Origin of the sequence: Maricaulis sp. D1M11 (genome assembly GCF_047308265.1) — a bacterium.
GTDB lineage: Bacteria > Pseudomonadota > Alphaproteobacteria > Caulobacterales > Maricaulaceae > Maricaulis.
Genome location: NZ_JBKQWY010000002.1, coordinates 179,929 through 198,544, shown reverse-complemented (window position 1 = coordinate 198,544; position 18,616 = coordinate 179,929). Strand labels below are relative to the sequence as shown.

22 protein-coding genes are annotated in these 18,616 nt (G+C 60.7%); 14 read left to right on the top strand and 8 right to left on the bottom strand.

The features are described 5' to 3' along the window. The first annotated feature begins 82 nt into the window (after positions 1-82). Positions 83-1,075, top strand: coding sequence for a calcium/sodium antiporter (locus tag RMQ97_RS05100; protein WP_413659774.1), 993 nt, complete (start codon positions 83-85; stop codon positions 1,073-1,075). Positions 1,076-1,117: 42 nt separating this feature from the next. Here RMQ97_RS05100 and RMQ97_RS05095 read toward each other — a convergent pair whose 3' ends face one another. The 4 genes from RMQ97_RS05095 to RMQ97_RS05080 all read right to left on the bottom strand — a co-directional run bounded on the left by RMQ97_RS05095 (position 1,118) and on the right by RMQ97_RS05080 (position 3,684). Further along, complete coding sequence (locus RMQ97_RS05095) at positions 1,118-1,834, bottom strand: DUF4197 domain-containing protein (RefSeq protein WP_413659773.1); 717 nt, start codon at positions 1,832-1,834, stop codon at positions 1,118-1,120. A gap of 168 nt (positions 1,835-2,002) precedes the next feature. Continuing rightward, positions 2,003-2,395: a hypothetical protein gene (locus RMQ97_RS05090; protein ID WP_413659772.1), complete on the bottom strand. Its 393-nt coding sequence runs from the start codon at positions 2,393-2,395 to the stop codon at positions 2,003-2,005. Positions 2,396-2,518: 123 nt separating this feature from the next. Continuing rightward, positions 2,519-2,920, bottom strand: coding sequence for a dihydroneopterin aldolase (locus tag RMQ97_RS05085; RefSeq protein ID WP_413659771.1), 402 nt, complete (start codon positions 2,918-2,920; stop codon positions 2,519-2,521). Beyond that, on the bottom strand, positions 2,917-3,684 hold the full coding sequence (locus tag RMQ97_RS05080; RefSeq protein WP_413659770.1) for an SDR family oxidoreductase: 768 nt from the start codon (positions 3,682-3,684) through the stop codon (positions 2,917-2,919). Before RMQ97_RS05080 ends, RMQ97_RS05085 begins: the two co-directional genes overlap by 4 nt. On the opposite strand from RMQ97_RS05080, the gene uvrC reads away from it, so the two are divergent. The 4 genes from uvrC (at position 3,683) to RMQ97_RS05060 (ending at position 8,365) form a co-directional block, all read left to right on the top strand. Further along, entirely contained in the window at positions 3,683-5,608 is a 1,926-nt protein-coding gene (gene uvrC / locus RMQ97_RS05075) for an excinuclease ABC subunit UvrC (RefSeq protein WP_413659769.1), read from the top strand. The two genes, RMQ97_RS05080 and uvrC, sit on opposite strands and share 2 nt — an antisense overlap. Before the next feature lie 8 nt (positions 5,609-5,616). Beyond that, positions 5,617-6,243, top strand: coding sequence for a CDP-alcohol phosphatidyltransferase family protein (locus RMQ97_RS05070; RefSeq protein ID WP_413659768.1), 627 nt, complete (start codon positions 5,617-5,619; stop codon positions 6,241-6,243). A gap of 71 nt (positions 6,244-6,314) precedes the next feature. Next, on the top strand, positions 6,315-7,022 hold the full coding sequence (locus RMQ97_RS05065) for a response regulator (protein ID WP_413659767.1): 708 nt from the start codon (positions 6,315-6,317) through the stop codon (positions 7,020-7,022). A gap of 5 nt (positions 7,023-7,027) precedes the next feature. Next, complete coding sequence (locus RMQ97_RS05060; RefSeq protein ID WP_413659766.1) at positions 7,028-8,365, top strand: ATP-binding protein; 1,338 nt, start codon at positions 7,028-7,030, stop codon at positions 8,363-8,365. Between the two features lie 9 nt (positions 8,366-8,374). Here RMQ97_RS05060 and proC read toward each other — a convergent pair whose 3' ends face one another. From proC to RMQ97_RS05045, 3 genes are all read right to left on the bottom strand, one after another. After that, positions 8,375-9,214, bottom strand: coding sequence for a pyrroline-5-carboxylate reductase (gene proC, locus RMQ97_RS05055; RefSeq protein WP_413659765.1), 840 nt, complete (start codon positions 9,212-9,214; stop codon positions 8,375-8,377). 4 nt (positions 9,215-9,218) lie between these two features. After that, positions 9,219-9,722 (bottom strand): YbjN domain-containing protein, encoded by a 504-nt coding sequence (locus RMQ97_RS05050; protein WP_413659764.1) that lies wholly within the window; start codon positions 9,720-9,722, stop codon positions 9,219-9,221. 101 nt (positions 9,723-9,823) lie between these two features. Continuing rightward, positions 9,824-10,165, bottom strand: coding sequence for an accessory factor UbiK family protein (locus RMQ97_RS05045; RefSeq protein WP_413659763.1), 342 nt, complete (start codon positions 10,163-10,165; stop codon positions 9,824-9,826). A gap of 191 nt (positions 10,166-10,356) precedes the next feature. Between RMQ97_RS05045 and lgt the strand changes: the two genes are divergently transcribed. The 7 genes from lgt (at position 10,357) to ychF (ending at position 16,568) form a co-directional block, all read left to right on the top strand. Further along, complete coding sequence (gene lgt / locus RMQ97_RS05040) at positions 10,357-11,217, top strand: prolipoprotein diacylglyceryl transferase (protein ID WP_413659762.1); 861 nt, start codon at positions 10,357-10,359, stop codon at positions 11,215-11,217. Next, complete coding sequence (locus RMQ97_RS05035; RefSeq protein ID WP_413659761.1) at positions 11,166-12,299, top strand: class I SAM-dependent methyltransferase; 1,134 nt, start codon at positions 11,166-11,168, stop codon at positions 12,297-12,299. The genes lgt and RMQ97_RS05035 overlap by 52 nt, the downstream gene beginning before the upstream one ends. Before the next feature lie 61 nt (positions 12,300-12,360). Beyond that, positions 12,361-13,293, top strand: a complete 933-nt coding sequence (locus RMQ97_RS05030) for a ribose-phosphate pyrophosphokinase (protein WP_413659760.1) — start codon at positions 12,361-12,363, stop codon at positions 13,291-13,293. A gap of 186 nt (positions 13,294-13,479) precedes the next feature. Continuing rightward, positions 13,480-14,106: a 50S ribosomal protein L25/general stress protein Ctc gene (locus RMQ97_RS05025; RefSeq protein WP_413659759.1), complete on the top strand. Its 627-nt coding sequence runs from the start codon at positions 13,480-13,482 to the stop codon at positions 14,104-14,106. Positions 14,107-14,147: 41 nt separating this feature from the next. Continuing rightward, positions 14,148-14,753 carry an aminoacyl-tRNA hydrolase gene (pth, locus tag RMQ97_RS05020; RefSeq protein ID WP_413659758.1) on the top strand — a complete coding sequence of 202 codons (606 nt, stop codon included), beginning with the start codon at positions 14,148-14,150 and terminating at the stop codon, positions 14,751-14,753. 184 nt (positions 14,754-14,937) lie between these two features. Beyond that, positions 14,938-15,357 carry a DM13 domain-containing protein gene (locus tag RMQ97_RS05015; RefSeq protein ID WP_413659757.1) on the top strand — a complete coding sequence of 140 codons (420 nt, stop codon included), beginning with the start codon at positions 14,938-14,940 and terminating at the stop codon, positions 15,355-15,357. 113 nt (positions 15,358-15,470) lie between these two features. Beyond that, positions 15,471-16,568, top strand: coding sequence for a redox-regulated ATPase YchF (gene ychF / locus RMQ97_RS05010; protein ID WP_413659756.1), 1,098 nt, complete (start codon positions 15,471-15,473; stop codon positions 16,566-16,568). Here ychF and RMQ97_RS05005 read toward each other — a convergent pair. Beyond that, a complete protein-coding gene (locus RMQ97_RS05005; protein WP_413659755.1) occupies positions 16,565-17,110 on the bottom strand; it encodes a TetR/AcrR family transcriptional regulator in 546 nt (181 codons plus the stop codon). The two genes, ychF and RMQ97_RS05005, sit on opposite strands and share 4 nt — an antisense overlap. 133 nt (positions 17,111-17,243) lie before the next feature. On the opposite strand from RMQ97_RS05005, the gene RMQ97_RS05000 reads away from it, so the two are divergent. Together RMQ97_RS05000 and RMQ97_RS04995 are read left to right on the top strand one after the other, a co-directional pair. Beyond that, positions 17,244-18,014 carry an SDR family NAD(P)-dependent oxidoreductase gene (locus RMQ97_RS05000; RefSeq protein ID WP_413659754.1) on the top strand — a complete coding sequence of 257 codons (771 nt, stop codon included), beginning with the start codon at positions 17,244-17,246 and terminating at the stop codon, positions 18,012-18,014. A 106-nt stretch (positions 18,015-18,120) separates the two neighbouring features. Next, positions 18,121-18,558, top strand: a complete 438-nt coding sequence (locus RMQ97_RS04995) for a group III truncated hemoglobin (protein ID WP_413659753.1) — start codon at positions 18,121-18,123, stop codon at positions 18,556-18,558. Positions 18,559-18,616 lie beyond the last annotated feature (58 nt).

Genomic DNA, 18,616 nt, shown 5'->3' with positions numbered 1-18,616 from the left:
GGTCTTGTGGCGGCTCTTTTCGGCCTTCTCAACCTCATCGAATATCGTCGTTTCGACTAAGTCCTGACGCGTACACCCTGTCATGGCCGCACCGGTTTACATCAGCCTGATTCTGGCTGGTCTGGTTGTCCTTCTGTTTGGAGGAGACCTGCTTGTTCGTGGAAGCGCAGCCCTTGCCCGCAAGTGGAAGCTGCCCCCGCTGTTTGTCGGCCTGACCATTATCGCCTTTGGCACATCCGCCCCTGAACTTGTGGTCTCGGTCCAGTCGGCCCTGAATGGTGCACCGGGACTGGCGCTCGGCAATATCGTCGGCTCGAACATCGCCAATTTCCTGCTGGTTCTGGGCCTGCCCGCGGTGTTCGGGGCCATCAAGACCACCACGCCGGGTGTGCGCCGCAATGCCATTATTGCGCTGATCGCTGCGTTTGCGCTTTTTGCGACCGGTTATGATCTCGTCATCACGCTGACCGAAGGCCTGATCCTGTTCGGTCTCATCATCGCCTATGTCAGCATTCTCGCCATCCTGTCACAGCGTACAACGGATGATCCGACCCTCCAGGAGATGACGGATCTGGACGGTATGGAAGGCCTGCCTGGCCGCATGCCGATGATTATCGGTGCCATTGTGCTCGGTCTGGTCGGCCTGCCGATCGGCGCCCAGATGATTGTCGCCGGGGGCACGGCCGCAGCCGAAGCCCTGCATGTCGATCCGGCCCTGATTGGTCTGACCGCACTGGCTTTCGGCACCTCACTGCCGGAACTGGCAACAGTCGTCATGGCCTCGATCCGCAAACAAGCCGATCTGGCCATCGGCAATGTGCTCGGCTCAAATGTGTTCAACGTGTTTGCGGTCGGCGGGGCCACCGCCGTTGCAGCGTCTCTGGCCGGTCATCCCCTGCCCGTGCCTCAGGCGTTCTACAGCCTCGATATGTGGGTCATGCTGGGCGCAACCCTGGTCATTCTGGGCATTATCCTGGCGCGCCTGTCGATTGGACGGATCCTGGGTGTTTTGCTCACGCTGGGCTATGTGTCCTATATCGCCGTTCTGGCCCATTCGGCACTCGCGGCCGTCTGATTCCCTCGCCCCGCCTGGCGGGGCGAGAGAGAGCCCGCCCGCCTAGCCAAATACCTGACGCAGAAGCGCCGAGGCCTGTCCCAGCGGATCCCGGCGGATCGCCCGTTCCTCAACTCCGATATAGTGGAAGACCCCATCCAGCGCCTTGTCGACCGCATGATCGGTGACCTGATCCGCGAGATCCTGTGTATTGACGCGCCCGAGACCAAACCGGTTGAGGAAGGAATTGCCCTGGTCCACATAGGGTTCGACACGGTCCAGCGCCGCATAGGCCCCCGCATCCCGCAAAGTCCCTTGCATTCTCGGCTCCAGCAACTCGCCCAGTCGGGGACCGGATGCCCGGCGCAGATAGTCCGTCGCGGACGTATCCCCGCCCTGCACAATACCCACCGCATCCTGGACGGTCATGCGAGACACTGAATTCACCACAATATCGCGCGCGGCGGGCATCGCCGTTTCCGCGGCCCGGTTCAGGCTCAGCTCGATATCATCAATATAGCCCGACAGCCCCAGCGGGCGCAGGCGGGACTGAACGGCCGCGATCTCACGCGGAAGAGGAATACGCACAACCGGGTCGCCCCAAAATCCGTCATGACGTCCCAGACGGGTCGTGGCCAGTCGGGCGGCCTGGGTCAGCGCTTCACGCACCCCGTCCGCTGCGCGTGATTGACTGAAACCTTGAGCCTGGGCGAGCGAGGCCAGACCGGTGGGCGCCGCGCATGCGGCCAGTCCCGCGAGAATAAAATGTCGACGTTGCATCATCATACCCCTCTCAAACGAAGCCCCACTATCGGCCGCATCGCTGAACCTGAGATGAGCATCACAAGGGTGCAATGGCAAGGCGGGCCCTTCAAGACAGGGCGGCGCGCACAATAAAGGGGCGCCCCATCGGCACGCCCCTTCATCACATTCGTCTCGGACCAGACCTTAGTTGTCTGAGTCCGGATTGGCGTCTTCCGCCAGATCTTCAGCCGCCTGGATCGCATCTTCGACAGTCTCGATAGCGTCTTCCACGATGGCTTCGCCTTCGGCCGGAGCCTCTTCAGCGACGTTTTCAACAGCGTCTTCGACGGTCTCTTCAACCATCTCGTCCGCCATCGGAGCTTCAGCAGCCGGAGCGTCTTCAGCCGGAGCGTCGGCCTCGTCAGCCACCGGAGCGGCCTCTTCGGCAACGGTTTCTTCGCCGTGGATCATGGCGGAGAGTTTGTCCGCCGCGCCTTCGACCACCGGAACACCGGTGAAGTCAGCACGACCAAAATAGAAAAGACCGCCCACAGCAAGGAGCGCTCCCAGAATCAGTCCAATAAGAAAAGCACGCATAGCCCATTCCCCAAGATACAAAAGGCATCTCGCCTATAGCTGTGAAGCATGGCTGCGTGATGACAAAAGGGAAAGGTTTTCGTCAAAATCGTGCGCGTTTTCGTAAAAAACGCTGCAAACGGGTCACATTTTTCGCCTGAAACGCGTAAGGCCCACAGCATCCGCCTTGTCATACGCCTCGACCTTGCGTGTGGTGACCTGGGCTGCAATCACGGCCCCGGGACTCAAGGCCACGTCCAGGATCGCCCCGCACAGGGTTTCCTGCAGGTCAAACTGGCGAGCGGACAAAGCCTCAATTCCGTGTAGCAGATAATCATAATCAACCACGGCTTCGATATCGTCCTGGCCGGACCAGGATGAGCTGACCATCGTCACGACGTCCACAAGCACACGCTGCCGACGGCCCCGCTCATAATCGTGAATGCCGATCTCGACATCCAGCTTCACGCCTTCCAGGCGGTAGATAAACACGTCCTCGCCAACGGCATTGGCCAGCGCGTTTTCGATCACTTGATCCAGTCTCAACGTGGTTCGTCCTCCGGAACACCCGTGGCATACATCACATCGCCATTGCGCGCGTCGAGATGCTGACCACCATCCACAATAAGGGTCTCCCCTGTCATGGCCGGTGTCGCAAGGATGAAACGCATGGTGCGGATGATATCGGCGGGGGTAGAGCCACCCTGCATCGGATTCATGCGGTGGGCCCGTTCGAACTCTTCCTGGCTTTGTCCACCCGATGGCAGGGTAATGCCCGGCGCGATGGCATTCACCCGCACACGCGGTGCAAAGGCCATGGCCATGGTGGTTGTCGCGCCCAAAAGCGCATGTTTCGACAGAGTGTAGGAAAAGAAGTCCGGGTTCAGATTGAAAAGCTTCTGATCGAGAATATTGATGATCGCGCCGGAGGCGCGGGTCTCATGATGGCGGGCCATCTGCGAGGCCAGCAGGACCGGCGCCATCAGATTGACACGCATGGCCCGTTCCAGCTCGGCCGCCGCGACATCCTCCGGCCGGTCCATCTCGAAAATCGACGCCGAATTGATCAGTACATCCACCCGGCCCCGGTCCGCCATGAACCGCGCCACACCGGCACTGTCACCCATTTCAAACTGGGCCGTCTCTGCAGAGCCGCCGGCATCGCGGATCCGGGTCTCGACGGCACGCGCCTCGGTCGCCGAACTGTTGTAGTGAATAATGACGTGGTATCCGTCCTCGCCCAGAGCCGCAGCGATTTTCGCACCCAGCCGCTTGCCGCCCCCGGTTACCAGCGCGATCTTGTCTGTCATGACGTCCTCGAATCAAAATCCAGCCGATCCACAATCGGACGCCATTGATGGCCCGGTGATGGATGAGACGCAAACCCCGTCTTCGGCTGACCCCCGGACAGGCCACGCGATCATTGCGGACTATGTCCGCCATCTACCGCCCAAACCCGGTGTCTACCGCATGCTCGGCGAAGATGGGGCGGTGCTTTATGTCGGCAAGGCCCGCAATCTGAAAAATCGCGTCAGCAATTATGCCAATGGTCGGGGGCATTCCAATCGCATTGCGCTGATGATCGCGCTGACGCGAACGATGGAATTCATGGTCACCGGCACTGAAACCGAGGCGTTGCTGCTAGAAGCCAATCTGATCAAGAAACTCAAACCGCGCTTCAACATCCTGCTGCGCGACGACAAGAGCTTTCCCTACATCCTCATCCGGCGCGATCATTCAGCCGCTCACCTGACCAAACACCGCGGCTCCAGAAAGACAAAGGGTGATTATTTTGGTCCGTTTGCCTCGGTCGGGGCGGTCAACCACACGATCAACACCTTGCAGAAAGCCTTTCTGCTGCGCACCTGCTCGGACAGTGTCTATGAGGGCCGGACGCGCCCGTGCATGCTCTACCAGATCAAGCGCTGCGCGGGTCCGTGTGTGGATCTTGTCAGCCCGGAAAACTACAACGCGTTGGTCGATGAAGCCCGCGCTTTCCTGCGTGGCCGCTCGAATGCGCTGCGCCAGTCCCTACAGGAGCAGATGCAATCCGCCTCCGATGCAATGGATTTCGAAACGGCCGCCCGCCTGCGCGACCGCATCCGGGCCATCGCGGCAGTGACGACGGATCAGGGCATCAATCCTGATGGCGTGGAAGAGGCAGATGTCATTGCGATCGCACAGGATGGCGGCAAATCCTGTGTGCAGGTCTATTTCTATCGCGCGGGTCAGAACTGGGGCAATCAGTCCTTCTTCCCGCGTCACGAAATCGACAGCGCACCCGAAGACGTGCTCGCAGCCTTTATCGCGCAATTCTATGATGACCGTCCCGCGCCTGCGCTGATCATGACGTCCCATGCGCTGGATGATGCCGAACTCCTGGCCGAAGCCCTGTCGCTGAAATCCGACCGCAAAGTGCAGGTTCACCCCCCCCAACGCGGGGAGAAGAAGAAGCTGGTCGATCAAACCGCCCACAATGCCCGCGAAGCCCTGGCCCGACGCCTGTCGGAAAGTGCAAGCCAGGCGCAATTGCTGAAGGGTGTACAAAAACTGTTCAAGCTGGACGAGATCCCCAGCCGGATCGAAGTTTATGACAACTCCCATATCCAGGGCACGAATGCGCTTGGCGCCATGATTGTGGCCGGGCCTGAAGGTTTCGAGAAAAACCATTATCGCCGGTTCAACATGACCGGTGACGATGCCGCCACAAATGATGATTTCGCCATGATGGCCGCCATGCTGCGTCGCCGGTTCTCTCGCATGCTCAAGGAGCGCGAGGACGGGGGAGCCGTGCCCGACCTCGTCTTGATCGATGGCGGCAAGGGCCAGCTGGGCAAGGTGATGGAGGTGATGGATGATCTGGGCGTCAATGACGTCGCCATCGCCGCGATTGCGAAGGGTCCGGAGCGCGATGCCGGGCGCGAAGCCTTCTATCTGCCCGGCCTGGCGCCGTTCAAACTGCCGCAGAATGATCCGGTGCTCTATTATCTCCAACGCCTGCGCGATGAAGCCCACCGCTTCGCTATCGGCGGTCACCGGGCCAAACGCAAGAAGGCTCTGACCGATAACCCGCTGGACGAGATCCCGGGTATCGGCCCTTCACGCAAGAAAGCTCTCCTGGCCCATTTCGGATCCGCCAAGGCGGTCCGCAATGCTGCGCTTGCTGACCTGGAAGCAGTTGACGGCGTATCCAAAGCCATGGCCAAACGCATATTCGAGTGGTTTCAAAGCTGAGCACCCCCATGCGCGCGCATATACCCAACCTGCTGACCTTTTTCCGGATCTTCCTGGCCGTCTCCGGCGCGGCGGCGCTGTATGTCTCGGCCTGGATCGATCTGGCGAGCGATGAAACCCTGGTTGGGGCGAGCGGGATCTTTGACCGCGCAGCCCTGGCCCTGGCGATTTTCGCAGTCGGGGCGTTTTTCCTGGCCGCGATCACAGATTGGCTGGATGGATATCTCGCGCGGCTCTGGCAGGTTGAAAGTGCGCTCGGAGCTCTGCTTGACCCGATTGCCGACAAGCTCCTGGTGGATGGTTATCTGCTGGTCTATGCGCTGATCCTGGGCCTGTCAGGCGACACGCCGGTTCATGTCGCCGTGCCAGTCATTGTCATTGTGCTGCGTGATATTGCCATCACCTATATGCGCCTAGGCGGACGCGGTTCCCACAAGGCCAGCATACCCGTGAGTGTCATGGGCAAAGTGAAGACGACCTTCGCGATGATGGTCACCGGGTTTCCCCTGATCGCTCAACCCCTTGGCTGGCTGGCTCTGGACTGGGTGCTAGGGTTCTGGATTGCGGGTCTGTGGGCAACCGCCGCGCTCACCTTGTTGACCATCGCAGGCTATTTCCGTCGAAAACAGGATTGAGCCGTCCACGTCCGCAGCTTGTCACATCGGGCAAGCGGCGGCATTGTGCAATCAGGCAAACGGGAGACGGCATGACCGGTCCGGCAAGTGAAGACGCCCATATTCTTGTGGTCGACGATGATGACCGCATCCGTACCCTGCTCAAACGCTATCTCCAGGGCGGCGGATTTCGGGTTTCAACGGCGCCAGATGCCGGCAAGGCACTCTCCATGCTGAAAGCCCTCACCTTCGACATTCTTATCCTGGATGTGATGATGCCCGGCATGGACGGTTTCGAACTAACCGAGACCATTCGCAAAACGTCCGACACGCCGATTTTTCTGCTCACAGCCCGCGGCGAGACGACCGACCGGATTGAAGGCCTAAAACGCGGCGCCGATGATTATCTGAGTAAGCCGTTTGAACCCGAGGAATTGCTCCTGCGTCTGAGCGCCATTCTACGACGGACCAAGCCGGCTGGTGCCGGCATCTCCCGGGTGGCCTTTGGTGAATGGATGTTTGATCTCGACCGCGAACGCCTGACCCGCAATGATGAGATTGTCCGGCTGACCGGCGGCGAGGCTGCTCTGCTGTCCGCCCTGTCGGCCAATCCAGGGCAGACTGTATCGCGCTTCGCACTGTCGGAACGCACCGGCGGCGGCGAACGCGCTGTGGATGTGCAGGTGACCCGCCTTCGTCGCAAGATCGAACCCGACCCCAAGGAACCCTTGCACCTGCAGACCGTGCGCGGGGAAGGTTACCGACTGGCCGCTGATCCGGTCTTTGACGAAGGCTCATAGCCCCCATGCTCAAAAGCCTCCTGCCCAAAAGCCTGTTCGGTCGGACCCTGCTGATCATAGTCCTGCCCGTCGCTCTGATGCAGGTGGCCGTGGTCTGGTCTTTTTTCGAGGAACACTGGGAGACCGTCACCAGCCGCCTGTCCGAAGGTGTCGCGGGCGATATCGCCATGATGACGGCGCTTTACGAGCAGACCGCGGATGACCCGCAAGCATTTGAAACCCTGTCTGCGACGGCCATGGCCACCATGGGGTTGTCGGTCGAGTTTCGCCCCGGCGAGGCTCTGCCCACCAGTCGGCGCTCGTCCTTTTTCCGCACGCTGGACCGCACCCTGAGACGCTCTCTCAGTGATGAGCTGGAAACGGATTTCTGGTTCGATACCACCCGCTATCGCAATTACGTGGATATCCGGGTGTCTGTGGACGGGGGTGTATTGCGCTTCATCGCGCTGCGCGAACAGGTCTTCGCCACGACCGGTCACATCTTTCTGCTGTGGATTGTCGGAGCCTCCACACTGCTGACAGCGGTCTCGATCGTGTTTATCCGCAATCAGGTCAAGCCGATCCGACGCCTTGCAGAGGCCGCCAAACAATTCGGTCTGGGCCGGGATGTGGAACGCTTTCGGCCCGCAGGTGCCACCGAGGTGCGCGAAGCCGCCCATGCCTTCCTGGAAATGCGCGCCCGCATCAAACGCCATATCGAACAGCGGACCACCTTGCTGGCGGGTGTCAGTCATGACCTGCGCACACCGCTGACCCGATTGCGCCTGCAGCTGGCCATGATGCCCGAAGGCACGGAGCGCGAAGAGGCCACGCGCGATGTGAAGGAGATGGAGGAGATGCTCGATGAGTATCTCGAATTCGCGCGGGGTCAGGCCAATGAAGCCACCGAACGCCATGATCTGGCCGTGCTGGCCCGGGCCAGTGTGGACGATGCCCAACGACTGGAACATGCGGTGAGCCTGGAAGGCGCGGACAGCCTGTATGTCGAGATTCGCCCGCTGACGATCAAGCGCTGCCTCGACAATCTGATCTCCAATGCGCTGAGCTTTGGCGACACGGTCCGTCTGACTATTGTCGCCACCCAGAAACGGGCCGAGATCTGGGTTGAGGATGACGGTCCGGGTATTCCCGCTGATCAGCGCGAAGATGCCATAAAACCCTTCAGCCGACTGGACGAGGCGCGCAATCAAAATCGTAAGGGTGTGGGCCTTGGCCTGTCGATTGCCCGGGATGTTGCCCGCAGCCACGGGGGTGAATTGCGATTGGACGACAGCGAGCTGGGCGGGCTGAAAGCCGTGCTCAGCCTGCCTCTGTCACCGAACGATACCCTGCGTCTGGAGTAAACGGCCTGGTCAGTCGTTGACGGCGCCCATCTGGCGGGAACGCCGTTCGGCCGCTCCCACAGCCTGGCGAATGAGTTCGGGCAATCCGCCCCCGCCACCAATCAGCACGTCGATCGCGGCCTGAGTCGTCCCGCCCGGCGATGTCACTTCGCGGCGCAATTCCTGCGGTGTTTTGTCATCCGATGCCGCCAGCAAGGCCCCGGCCCCGATAATGGTCTGGCGGGCCAGTTTTTCAGCGAGCTCCCGCGGCAGGCCCTCGGAGAAGCCGGCGCCTGCGAGAGCCTCGGCGAGCAGGAAGACATAGGCCGGGCCGGAACCGGACACGGCGGTGACCGGTCCGATCAGACGCTCATCGCGCACCCATTCCACCTCACCTGCCACCTTGAGCAACCGGGTCGCCTGGTCCTGGAAATCATCCCCGGCGGCATTGGCAACACATACCGAAATCCCGGCGCCAATCGCAGACGGTGTGTTGGGCATGGCTCGAACAATCGGACGTTCGCCCAGGGTCTCGGCCAGGCGCTTGATCGTCAGGCCGGCCATGATCGACAGGACCGCGCAATCATCACGCAGCGCAGGCGCCAGGAATGGGGCAATCTTGTCAAACATCTGCGGCTTGACCGCGAGCACGACCATGTCGATTGTGGTCGACAGGGCCGCCGTCATCTGGGGCTCGTGTGCCAGCTCATGTTCGGCGATCAGGTCGGCTACGAAATCTGCCGGTGCCGGATCGATGATCACGACATTCTCGGCCTTGATTCCGGTCCGTTTATTCCTGAGCCAACCGGCCAGCATGGATCCCCCCATCTGGCCTGCCCCAACCAGGGCAATTTTTCCAATTTTGGACATTCGTTTATGCCTCGCCGGCCGTTTCGAACATAGCCGCTGCCACGGACTCTTCCACTGTCTTACCGCCCCAGACGAGGAAGTGGAATGCCGGATAAAAACGTTCACCGGCCTCCTTGGCTGCTGCAATCATGGCAGCCGCCTGGGCCGGCGATACAGTCTCACCCCCCGGCAGGCACATGGCGTGCCGATAGACAATAGCACCTTCATCCGCCCACAGGTCGAAATGACCGACCCAGAGCTTTTCGTTCAAGCGTGTGATCAGTTCGCACACCGGCGCGGTTCGTCCTGCGGGAGCCTTGAGATCGAGGCTGGCACAGATGTGCAGCGCATCCAGTTCCGGTCGCCAGGCAAACCAGATCTGGTGATCGCGCCAGGCGCCCGGCACAGTCATGTGCAGTTCGCCCTCATCTTCACGCTCATAGGCGTATTGTTCGGCAATCACCGCCTGTTCGACCGCATCAAGCGGATCGGTAACGGCATGTGTGACATCATCTGACAGCAGGTCCATGGGTCATTCTCCCTCGTCTGTGCGGCGACTCACACCGTTTCGCAAGCAAACGGTAGGCTTCGGACGAAGCCGGCGCAACACACAGCGTGGTCTTGAAAAATTCAGTCTGTGGATTTCGGCTTGGCGGTCTTGCTCGGGGCCTTGCGCGCCGGGGCCTTGCGGGCCGTTGTCTTACGTGTCGGCGCAGGCTTTGCGGCCTGGGCTGCGGCGGTTTCCACACTCTCTACCCGGGCCTTGAGGGCTTCGATCTCCTCACGGGCCTCGACGAGGGCGGCTTTGACGGCCTCGAACTCATCGCGACTGACCAGATCCATGTCCGCCACGAAGCGGTCAGCCTGGGCACGAAACACGGCCTGGGCTTCTTCACCGGCAGCCTGGGCAGCGCCAAAGGCGTCGCTCATCAGTTCAGCGAAATCATTGAGAAGCGGGTTGCGAGTCTGCATCGGGTCTGGCCATCCAAGCGGTTTGTCGGCTCTATATGCGTGTCTTGGCAAAAAAGCGCAACGCGCCGGAACGTCACATCTGCACCTGCACCGCGCCCCGCGCGCAGATCGGCCACTTGCCATCACCGCCTTGCCCCCGTCCGGGGGAGCGATTAAACGAAGGCCAGCACCCGTTTCCCCCGGAGTTTTCCATGCAGGTTTGCGAAGCCAGTTTTGACCTGATTGATCCCGTCATTTTCGAGATCGGTCCGTTTGCCCTGCGATGGTATGCAGTCGCCTATATGGCCGGGCTGTTCCTGGGCTGGCGCTACCTGACCGCCCTCGCCCGACGACCGCAGGTCTGGTATCGCGGCGAGGCTCCGAAAAAAGCCACAGCCCCGTTCTCGGTGGAACAGGTGGATGATCTGCTGATCTGGGCCACGCTGGGCGTGATCGCCGGCGGACGACTGGGCTATGTGCTGTTCTACATGCCGGACATGATCTGGACCCGTCCGCTTGATATTGTTCTGGGCATCACGGATGGCGGCATGGCGTTCCACGGGGGCCTGATCGGCGTCGCCCTGGCGCTATTCTTCTACGCCCGGCGCAAAGGGCTCGACCTGTGGCGCATCGCCGACGGTGCGGCCGTTGTCACGCCCATCGGCCTGTTTTTTGGACGCATGGCCAATTTCATCAATGGCGAGCTGTGGGGACGCCCGTGGGATGGCCCGTGGGCCATGACCTTCGCTGCGGACCGTCTTTGCCTGCCGCGCCACCCCAGCCAGCTCTATGAAGCCGCTCTGGAAGGTCTGGCCCTGTTCGCAATCGTCAATATTGCCACCTGGAAATTCCGGTCACTGGCCCGTCCGGGACTCAATACCGGCCTGTTCCTGCTGAGTTACGGCCTGTTCCGCGCCATTCTGGAAACCGTGCGCGAACCCGATGCCCACATGCCCGACGCCCTGCAAGGGCTGATCACCATGGGCATGCTGCTCTCCATCCCGATGATTATCGGCGGAGCGTGGCTGATCTGGCGGGCTCTGAAGGACGAGACCCGGACCCAGGCCGCATGATTGCCGAGCAGCTTCGACAGCGCATTCGCAACGAGGGACCGCTCTCGATTGCCAGCTTCATGACCGAAGCCCTGTTTGACCCCCGGGCCGGTTATTACGCGACCAAAGACCCGATCGGTGCTGGTTCCGATTTCATCACTGCCCCTGAGATCAGCCAGATGTTTGGCGAGCTCATGGGCCTGTGGGCGGCGCAGAGCTGGATCGAACTCGGTTCTCCCAAGCCGTTTCACCTGATCGAGCTGGGACCGGGCAAGGGTACAATGATGGCCGATGCCCTGCGCGCCGGTCGGGCCGCCCCGGGATTTCTCGATGCCGTTCAGGTGCATCTGGTAGAAGCCAGCGCCGCCCTCAAGGCTGTCCAGGCCCGCACGCTGTCCCAGACAGGCGCTGATATCCGCTGGTCCAATCGCCTGGACATGATCCCTGCCGGGCCCTCCCTGATCCTGGCCAACGAGTTTCTGGACTGCCTGCCCCTGAGACAGGCTGTGCGTAAGGACGGCACCTGGCATGAACGGGTTGTGAGCCTGAAAGATGATGCCTTTGTCTTCTCCCTTGGCGCCCCTCTGGGTGTGGACGAGGCGCTGATCCCGGATACGCTGCGCGACGCGCCGGATCTGAGCCTGGTTGAGTTACGGCCAGGGGATCAACAGGTCGCCGACATGATTGCCACGCGATTCGCTGAGCATGCCGGCCGCGCCCTGTTTTTCGATTACGGTCCGGCCTCCCCAGAAATCGGTGACACACTGCAGGCCATTCGCCAGCACGAAAAAGTCGATCCACTGGACGATCCCGGCACGGCCGACCTGACGGCCCGCGTCGATTTCGCCGGGTTCGCCGATCATGCGCGACACGCCGGGCTCACCGCCTATGGCCCGATGCAACAGGGCGAATTCCTTTTGAAACTGGGGCTGGAGCAACGCGCCGCCTACCTTATGGAGCAGTCACCGCCCCACAAGGCCGCGCTCGCCCGGCAGATCTGGCGTCTGACCGACACTGAGCAGATGGGATCCCTGTTCAAGGTGGTCTGTCTCGACGCCACAGGCCAGCCGGTACCACCGGGCTTCGCCCGGGCTGAGGAATAAGGCTTCAAGAATTTGTCACGCTCTGTTAAGCGTCAGCGCGAATCTGAGCAGGGGATTCCTCATGAAATTGATGTCGGGCACTTCTAACGAGCCGCTCTCCCAGGCAATCGCCGATTATCTGGACGCACCGCTGACGGCGGTTGAAATTACCCGTTTTGCCGATGGCGAGATTTTTGTCCGCATCGACGAAAACGTGCGGGGCGAGGATGTGTTCATCATCCAGTCGACTTCCTGTCCCGCCAATGACCATCTGATGGAATTGCTGATCTGTATCGACGCTCTGCAACGTGCGAGCGCCCGGCGGATCACGGCGGTCATTCCGTATTTCGGTTATGCACGGCAGGATCGCAAGACCGGCGGTCGTACGCCGATTTCCGCCAAGCTAGTGGCCAATCTGGTCTCCAAAGCCGGCGCAGACCGCGTGCTGACGATCGACCTCCACGCCGGTCAGATCCAGGGCTTTTTTGATATCCCCACGGACAATCTCTTCGCCACCAAGGTGATGGAGGATGATATCCGCCGGAACTACAATATGGATGACCTGATGGTCGTCTCTCCTGATGTCGGCGGTGTGGTCCGCGCCCGCGCGCTTGCCAAACTGCTCGACGTGGACATCGCCATTGTTGACAAGCGACGCCCCAAGGCGGGCGTGTCCGAGGTGATGAATATCATCGGGGATGTGAAGGGGCGGACCTGTATCCTCTTCGACGATATGTGCGACAGTGGCGGCACGTTGTGCAATGCCGCCGCCGCTCTTCTGTCCGAGGGTGCCACATCGGTATCCGCCTATGTCACCCACGGCGTTTTGTCCAATGACGCCCAGGCCCGGATCGCCAAATCGGCACTCTCCGAGATGGTCATTACCGATTCCATCCAGGAAGCACCGGACGCGACCCAGACCGAAAAACTGCGGCACCTGTCGGTCGCACCGCTTTTGGGTGAGGCCATCCGCCGGATTTCCAACGATGAGTCGGTGTCCAAACTGTTCGACTAGGCCTGTTGTGATAGGGGCGGCCTGGCTGCCCCACTGTCATCGCAGCTGAGTCCACTTGGGCGATACGGTTGCACGGCGGTCGGGTTTCGTTTATAGCCCGCCGCTCGAAAGATTTATTGGGGCTCAACGCCCAACACCTCGCCGCCCGGCTGATGTGGCGGCGCTTGCATTTAAGGATTGTGACCCATGAGCGGGAACATTGTTCTGACCGTTGACGTTCGCGAAGGTACCGGCAAGGGCGCGGCTCGCGCTGCCCGCCGTGAGGACCTCGTCCCGGGTGTTCTGTATGGTGGCAAGCTGGGTCCGGTTTCAATCACGCTGCGCGGCAATGAAGTGCGTCGTGCGCTGCTGACCGGCCAGTTCCTGACCAATATGCTGGAGCTCAACCACGAGGGCGAGACCCAGACGGTCATCGCGCGTGAAGTGCAATTCCACCCGGTCTCCGATCAGCCGATGCATATCGACCTGTATCGCGTGGACAAAGATTCCCAGATCAACGTCGAAATCCCGGTCCGCTTCATCAATGACGCAGACTCCCCGGGTCTCAAGCGCGGCGGTGTTCTGAACGTTGTCCGCCACGAAGTTGAACTGAAAGTGCCCGCCGGCAATATTCCGGAATTCATCGAAGCTGACCTGACCGGTCTGGAAATCGGTGACAGCGTGCACATCTCCGCGATCAAACTGCCGGATGGCGCCGAGCCGACCATCACCGATCGCGACTTCACCATTGCAACACTGCAAGGCTCTCGCGCGGCCACCATGGCTGAGGCTGAAGAGGGCGAAGGTGAAGCTGAAGGCGACGCCGAAGAATAAGGCATTTCGCGGCCCTGCCGCCCGGTTGAGAGCATCCTGTCATGATGATCCTGGCCGGGCTCGGCAATCCGGAACCCAAATATCTGCGCAACCGGCACAATGTCGGTTTCATGGCGCTGGACGTGATCGCCGAGGCCTATCATTGCGGGCCTTGGCGCAAACGTTTTCAGGGGCTGGCCACCGATCTCGTCATCGGGTCAAACAAGCTGCTCCTGCTCAAACCCCAGACCTTCTACAATAACTCCGGTCACTCCATCGGTGAGGCCGCGAACTTCTTCAAGGTCGATCCCAAGAACGTCATTGTTTTCCATGATGAGCTCGACCTCGCTCCGGGCAAGTTTCGGCTGAAACTGGGCGGCGGTGCGGCGGGTAATAACGGCATCAAATCCACCACCAGCCAGCTGGGGCCTGATTTTCGCCGTGGCCGGATCGGTGTGGGACATCCCGGTGATCGCAACAAGGTTACCGGCTATGTGCTCTCGGACTTCTCCAAGAGTGAGGAAAGCTGGCTGATGACCTTGCTCGACGCCATTGCTGGCTCGGTCGACCTCCTGGCCGAGGGGAATGTCGATGCCTTCCAGACCCAGGTCACGCACAAGGCACCGGCTCCGGCCGTGGTCAAGCGGGGCCGACCGGACGCCGACTAGTCGGCCGTCCTGTCTCACACATCTTCGCATCAACCCCCTTCGCTTCCCCGCTCGGCTTCACTGGCATGGCTTCACTGGCATGGCTTCACTGGCGCGTGAGCAATCGGCACCACATCGTGTCGCCGTGTGATTCGTATTTCGATCAGGACTTCGCCATATCGAGCTCAACACGAAGGAGCCCGATATGAACACCCCTCTCACCGGCCTGCTGGCCGCCCTCACCCTCATGTTTGCCCTGCCGGCCCTGGCGAGCGCCCAGGACACAAGCCATGCCGGTGGCTGGGATAATCAGGACTATGCCATCGCCGGTGACTGGCAGATCGAAACGCGTGCGGACGGGCGCTATCTTGTCCTCAGCGAGGATTTCCGTACCCGCCGGGGTCCGGATCTGAAAATCTTCTTTTCGGCCCTGCCGGCCGATCAGGTGACAGGCAACAATGCCGCTGACGGCTATTTCCTCGCCGAGCTGGAACGCAATCGCAATGGTCAGGAATATCGTCTGCCCGACGATCTGGACCTGTCTGACTACAACTCCGTGATCATCCATTGTGAGCGCTTTTCCAAGCTCTGGGGCGCCGGTCACCTGACCTCGACCGCCTCCTAGACCCGGGTCAAACCTGTCAGCAGGTCCGGCTCTGCCGGGCTTGCTGACACGCCACTCGCATCGCGGAGCAAAATTCCCTATAAGGCGCGCTCGATATCAAGAGGATGATCGCCATGGGTTTCAAATGCGGCATTGTCGGACTGCCAAATGTGGGCAAGTCCACCCTGTTCAACGCGCTGACACGGACGGCCGCGGCCCAGGCTGCCAACTACCCTTTTTGCACCATTGAGCCCAATGTCGGTGACGTCGCCGTGCCCGAGACCCGCCTTAAAAAACTGGCAGAGATTGCCGGTTCCGCCGAGGTCATCCCGGCCCGCATGAATTTCGTCGACATTGCCGGCCTGGTAGAGGGCGCGTCCAAGGGTGAAGGGCTGGGCAATCAATTCCTCGCCAACATTCGCGAAACAGATGCGATTGCCTATGTGCTGCGCTGTTTCGACGATGACGACATCACGCACGTCAACAACAAGATTGATCCGCTGGCCGATCTTGAGACCGTCGAGACCGAATTGATGCTGGCCGATCTGGAAAGCCTTGAGAAGCGCAAGGCCAATCTGGAGAAGAAAGCCAAATCCGGTGACAAGGAAGCCAAGGCCACGCTCGCCCTGATCGATCTAGCGCTGGAACAGCTCAATGACAGCAAGCCCGCGCGGCATGCCGAGATTTCAAGTGATGACGAGAAGGCTTGGAAAGGCCTCCAGCTCCTGACCACCAAACCGGTTCTGTTCATCGCCAATGTCGATGAAGACAGTGCGGCTGACGGCAATGCCTATTCCCGTCGGGTCGTGGAGTATGCGCAGAGCCAGGGCGCCCAGGCCGTCGTGATCTCCGCCAAGATTGAAGCTGAACTGGCCATGCTGGATGACGAGGAACGCGAGGAATATCTCGGCGAACTGGGTCTGGACGAAGCCGGTCTCGACCGCATGATCCATGCCGGGTACAGCCTCCTGGGTCTGCAGACCTATTTCACAGCTGGACCAAAAGAGGCGCGGGCCTGGACCATTCATGATGGCTGGACCGCTCCGCAGGCCGCCGGCGTGATCCACGGCGATTTCGAGAAGGGCTTCATCCGCGCTGAAACCATTGCCTTTGACGACTACGTCGCCTGCGGCGGTGAAGGCCCCGCCAAGGAGGCCGGCAAGATGCGGGCGGAAGGCAAGGACTACATCGTCCAGGACGGCGATGTCATGCTCTTCCGCTTCAACGTCTAATCCGCCTCTGCGATCGTATCAAAGACGGAAAGATCACCCAGGCTGCGGGCCATCAGCATTGCGCCCTCCAGCCGGGCAATCAGCAGAAGGGCCGCCTGGCGACGGGCGGCCTCACTTGTATGGGCGTCATGGCCTTCAAGGGCCGTTTCAAGCCACGCGCAGTTTCGGGTGAAAAACTCCCTCGACTTCTTCGCCACCGCCTCGGGCAGGCCGGCACTCTCAGCACCGAAAATCCCGCATAAACACATCAATCCCTCATCATGCAGGGCGGTTCGGAAGGCTGCGATATAGGCCCTCACCTTGTGCTCAGCGGGTGTGTCCGGATCGGCCGGGTCGCCCAGCCCGTCAATGAAACGGTCGGTGTACCGCTCGACCAGCGCCACACCGAGATCCGGCTTGGTCTTGAAGTGGTAGTGCACACTGGCGGATTTGATACCCACGGCATCGGCAATATCGCGGAAGCTGAACCCGCCATACCCACCACGGCGCGCCATGTCTTCTGCGACATCCAGAATCTCGTGCGCTTTCGGGCTGAGTTCCATATCGCTCTCCATTTTTCTATCGAGTGATAGATAGGGGTTGCACACCGTCTCCGCAATGCCCACATGCTCTCTACCATCTGATAGGTAGGCAACCACTTTGCCGCTCGTGAAACAGATTTATGAGGGAAATCCAATGAGCCAATCGACGACACATCGCGCCCTGATCATCGGCGGATCCAGCGGTATGGGTCTGGCCACCGCCCGCAAGCTGACCGCCAAAGGCGTCCAGGTCACACTTGTGGGCCGCTCGGTACACAAGCTGGAGGAGGCCCGTGCGTCCTTTCCGCCCGGCGCCGTCGTGACCACGCACGCACTGGATCTGCATGACCGGGCCGCGGTCGACGCACTTGTAGACGCGATCCGTCGCCAATCCGCTGCCTATGATTATCTGATCAATGCGGCCGGCACCTTCTCGCCCAAGCCTTTCCTTGAGCATGAGGCGAACGATTACGATGCGTACATGGAGCTCAACCGGGCGAGCTTCTTCATCACCCAGGCAGTTGCGAACGGTATGAAACAGGCTGGACGGGGATCCATCGTCAATATCGGCTCGATGTGGGCGAAACAAGCTATCAAGGCGACGCCGTCCTCGGCCTATTCCATGGCCAAGGCGGGGCTGCACGCCCTGACCCAACATCTCGCCATGGAGCTCGGGGAGTTTGGCATTCGGGTCAATGCCGTGTCCCCTGCGGTGGTGGTCACCCCGATTTATGGTGCCTTTATCGAGCCCGATGCCATCGAGACGACACTGAGCGAAGGTTTCGACGCCTTCCACCCGATCGGCCGGGTTGGCCAGGCCGAAGATGTCGCTCACACCATCCTTCATCTCCTGGGTGATGACGCCGGCTGGATCACCGGAGCCGTATGGGATGTGGATGGCGGTGTCATGGCCGGCCGCAACTAGCGCCATATCCGTGCAGCGGGTGTGGGCGATCGCGTCGCAGCGCCCTCCCCTTGAATGAAAGCGAGCGCTCATGACATGTCAGCCTGTAACAGGTACAGGATCCTTCATGAGCGCTCCCTATCAGGTGCGGGTGACCGAAGCCCGCCGCATCGCCCGCCAAGAGGCCGCCGCTGCCGGTATCACACCCGATTTCATCTCCAATCTGGTGGAAACCTTCTACGGCCATATAAGGCAAAACCCCGATCTGGGGCCCATCTTCGCTGCGGAGATCGGTGAGGACTGGGCGCCGCACCTCGCCACCATGAAACAATTCTGGTCAGCGCTGATTTTTCATGATGGCGGCTATTCCGGTCGCCCCATGCCTGCCCACGCGAAGCTGACAGACCTAAAGCAAGAGCATTTCCCCATTTGGCTGGGATTATGGGAGCAGACATTGGTCGAACTGGGTGCCAGCCCGGACGCTAAACAGGCCTTCATGGAGCGCGCGCACCGCATTGCAACCAGTTTCCAGCTTCACTTGTTCTCCGACCCCTATGAGGCGTGATCCACCTACGCGCGGGTAAAAGCGCAGACTGCATGCAAGCCATACACTTGCATCTGCG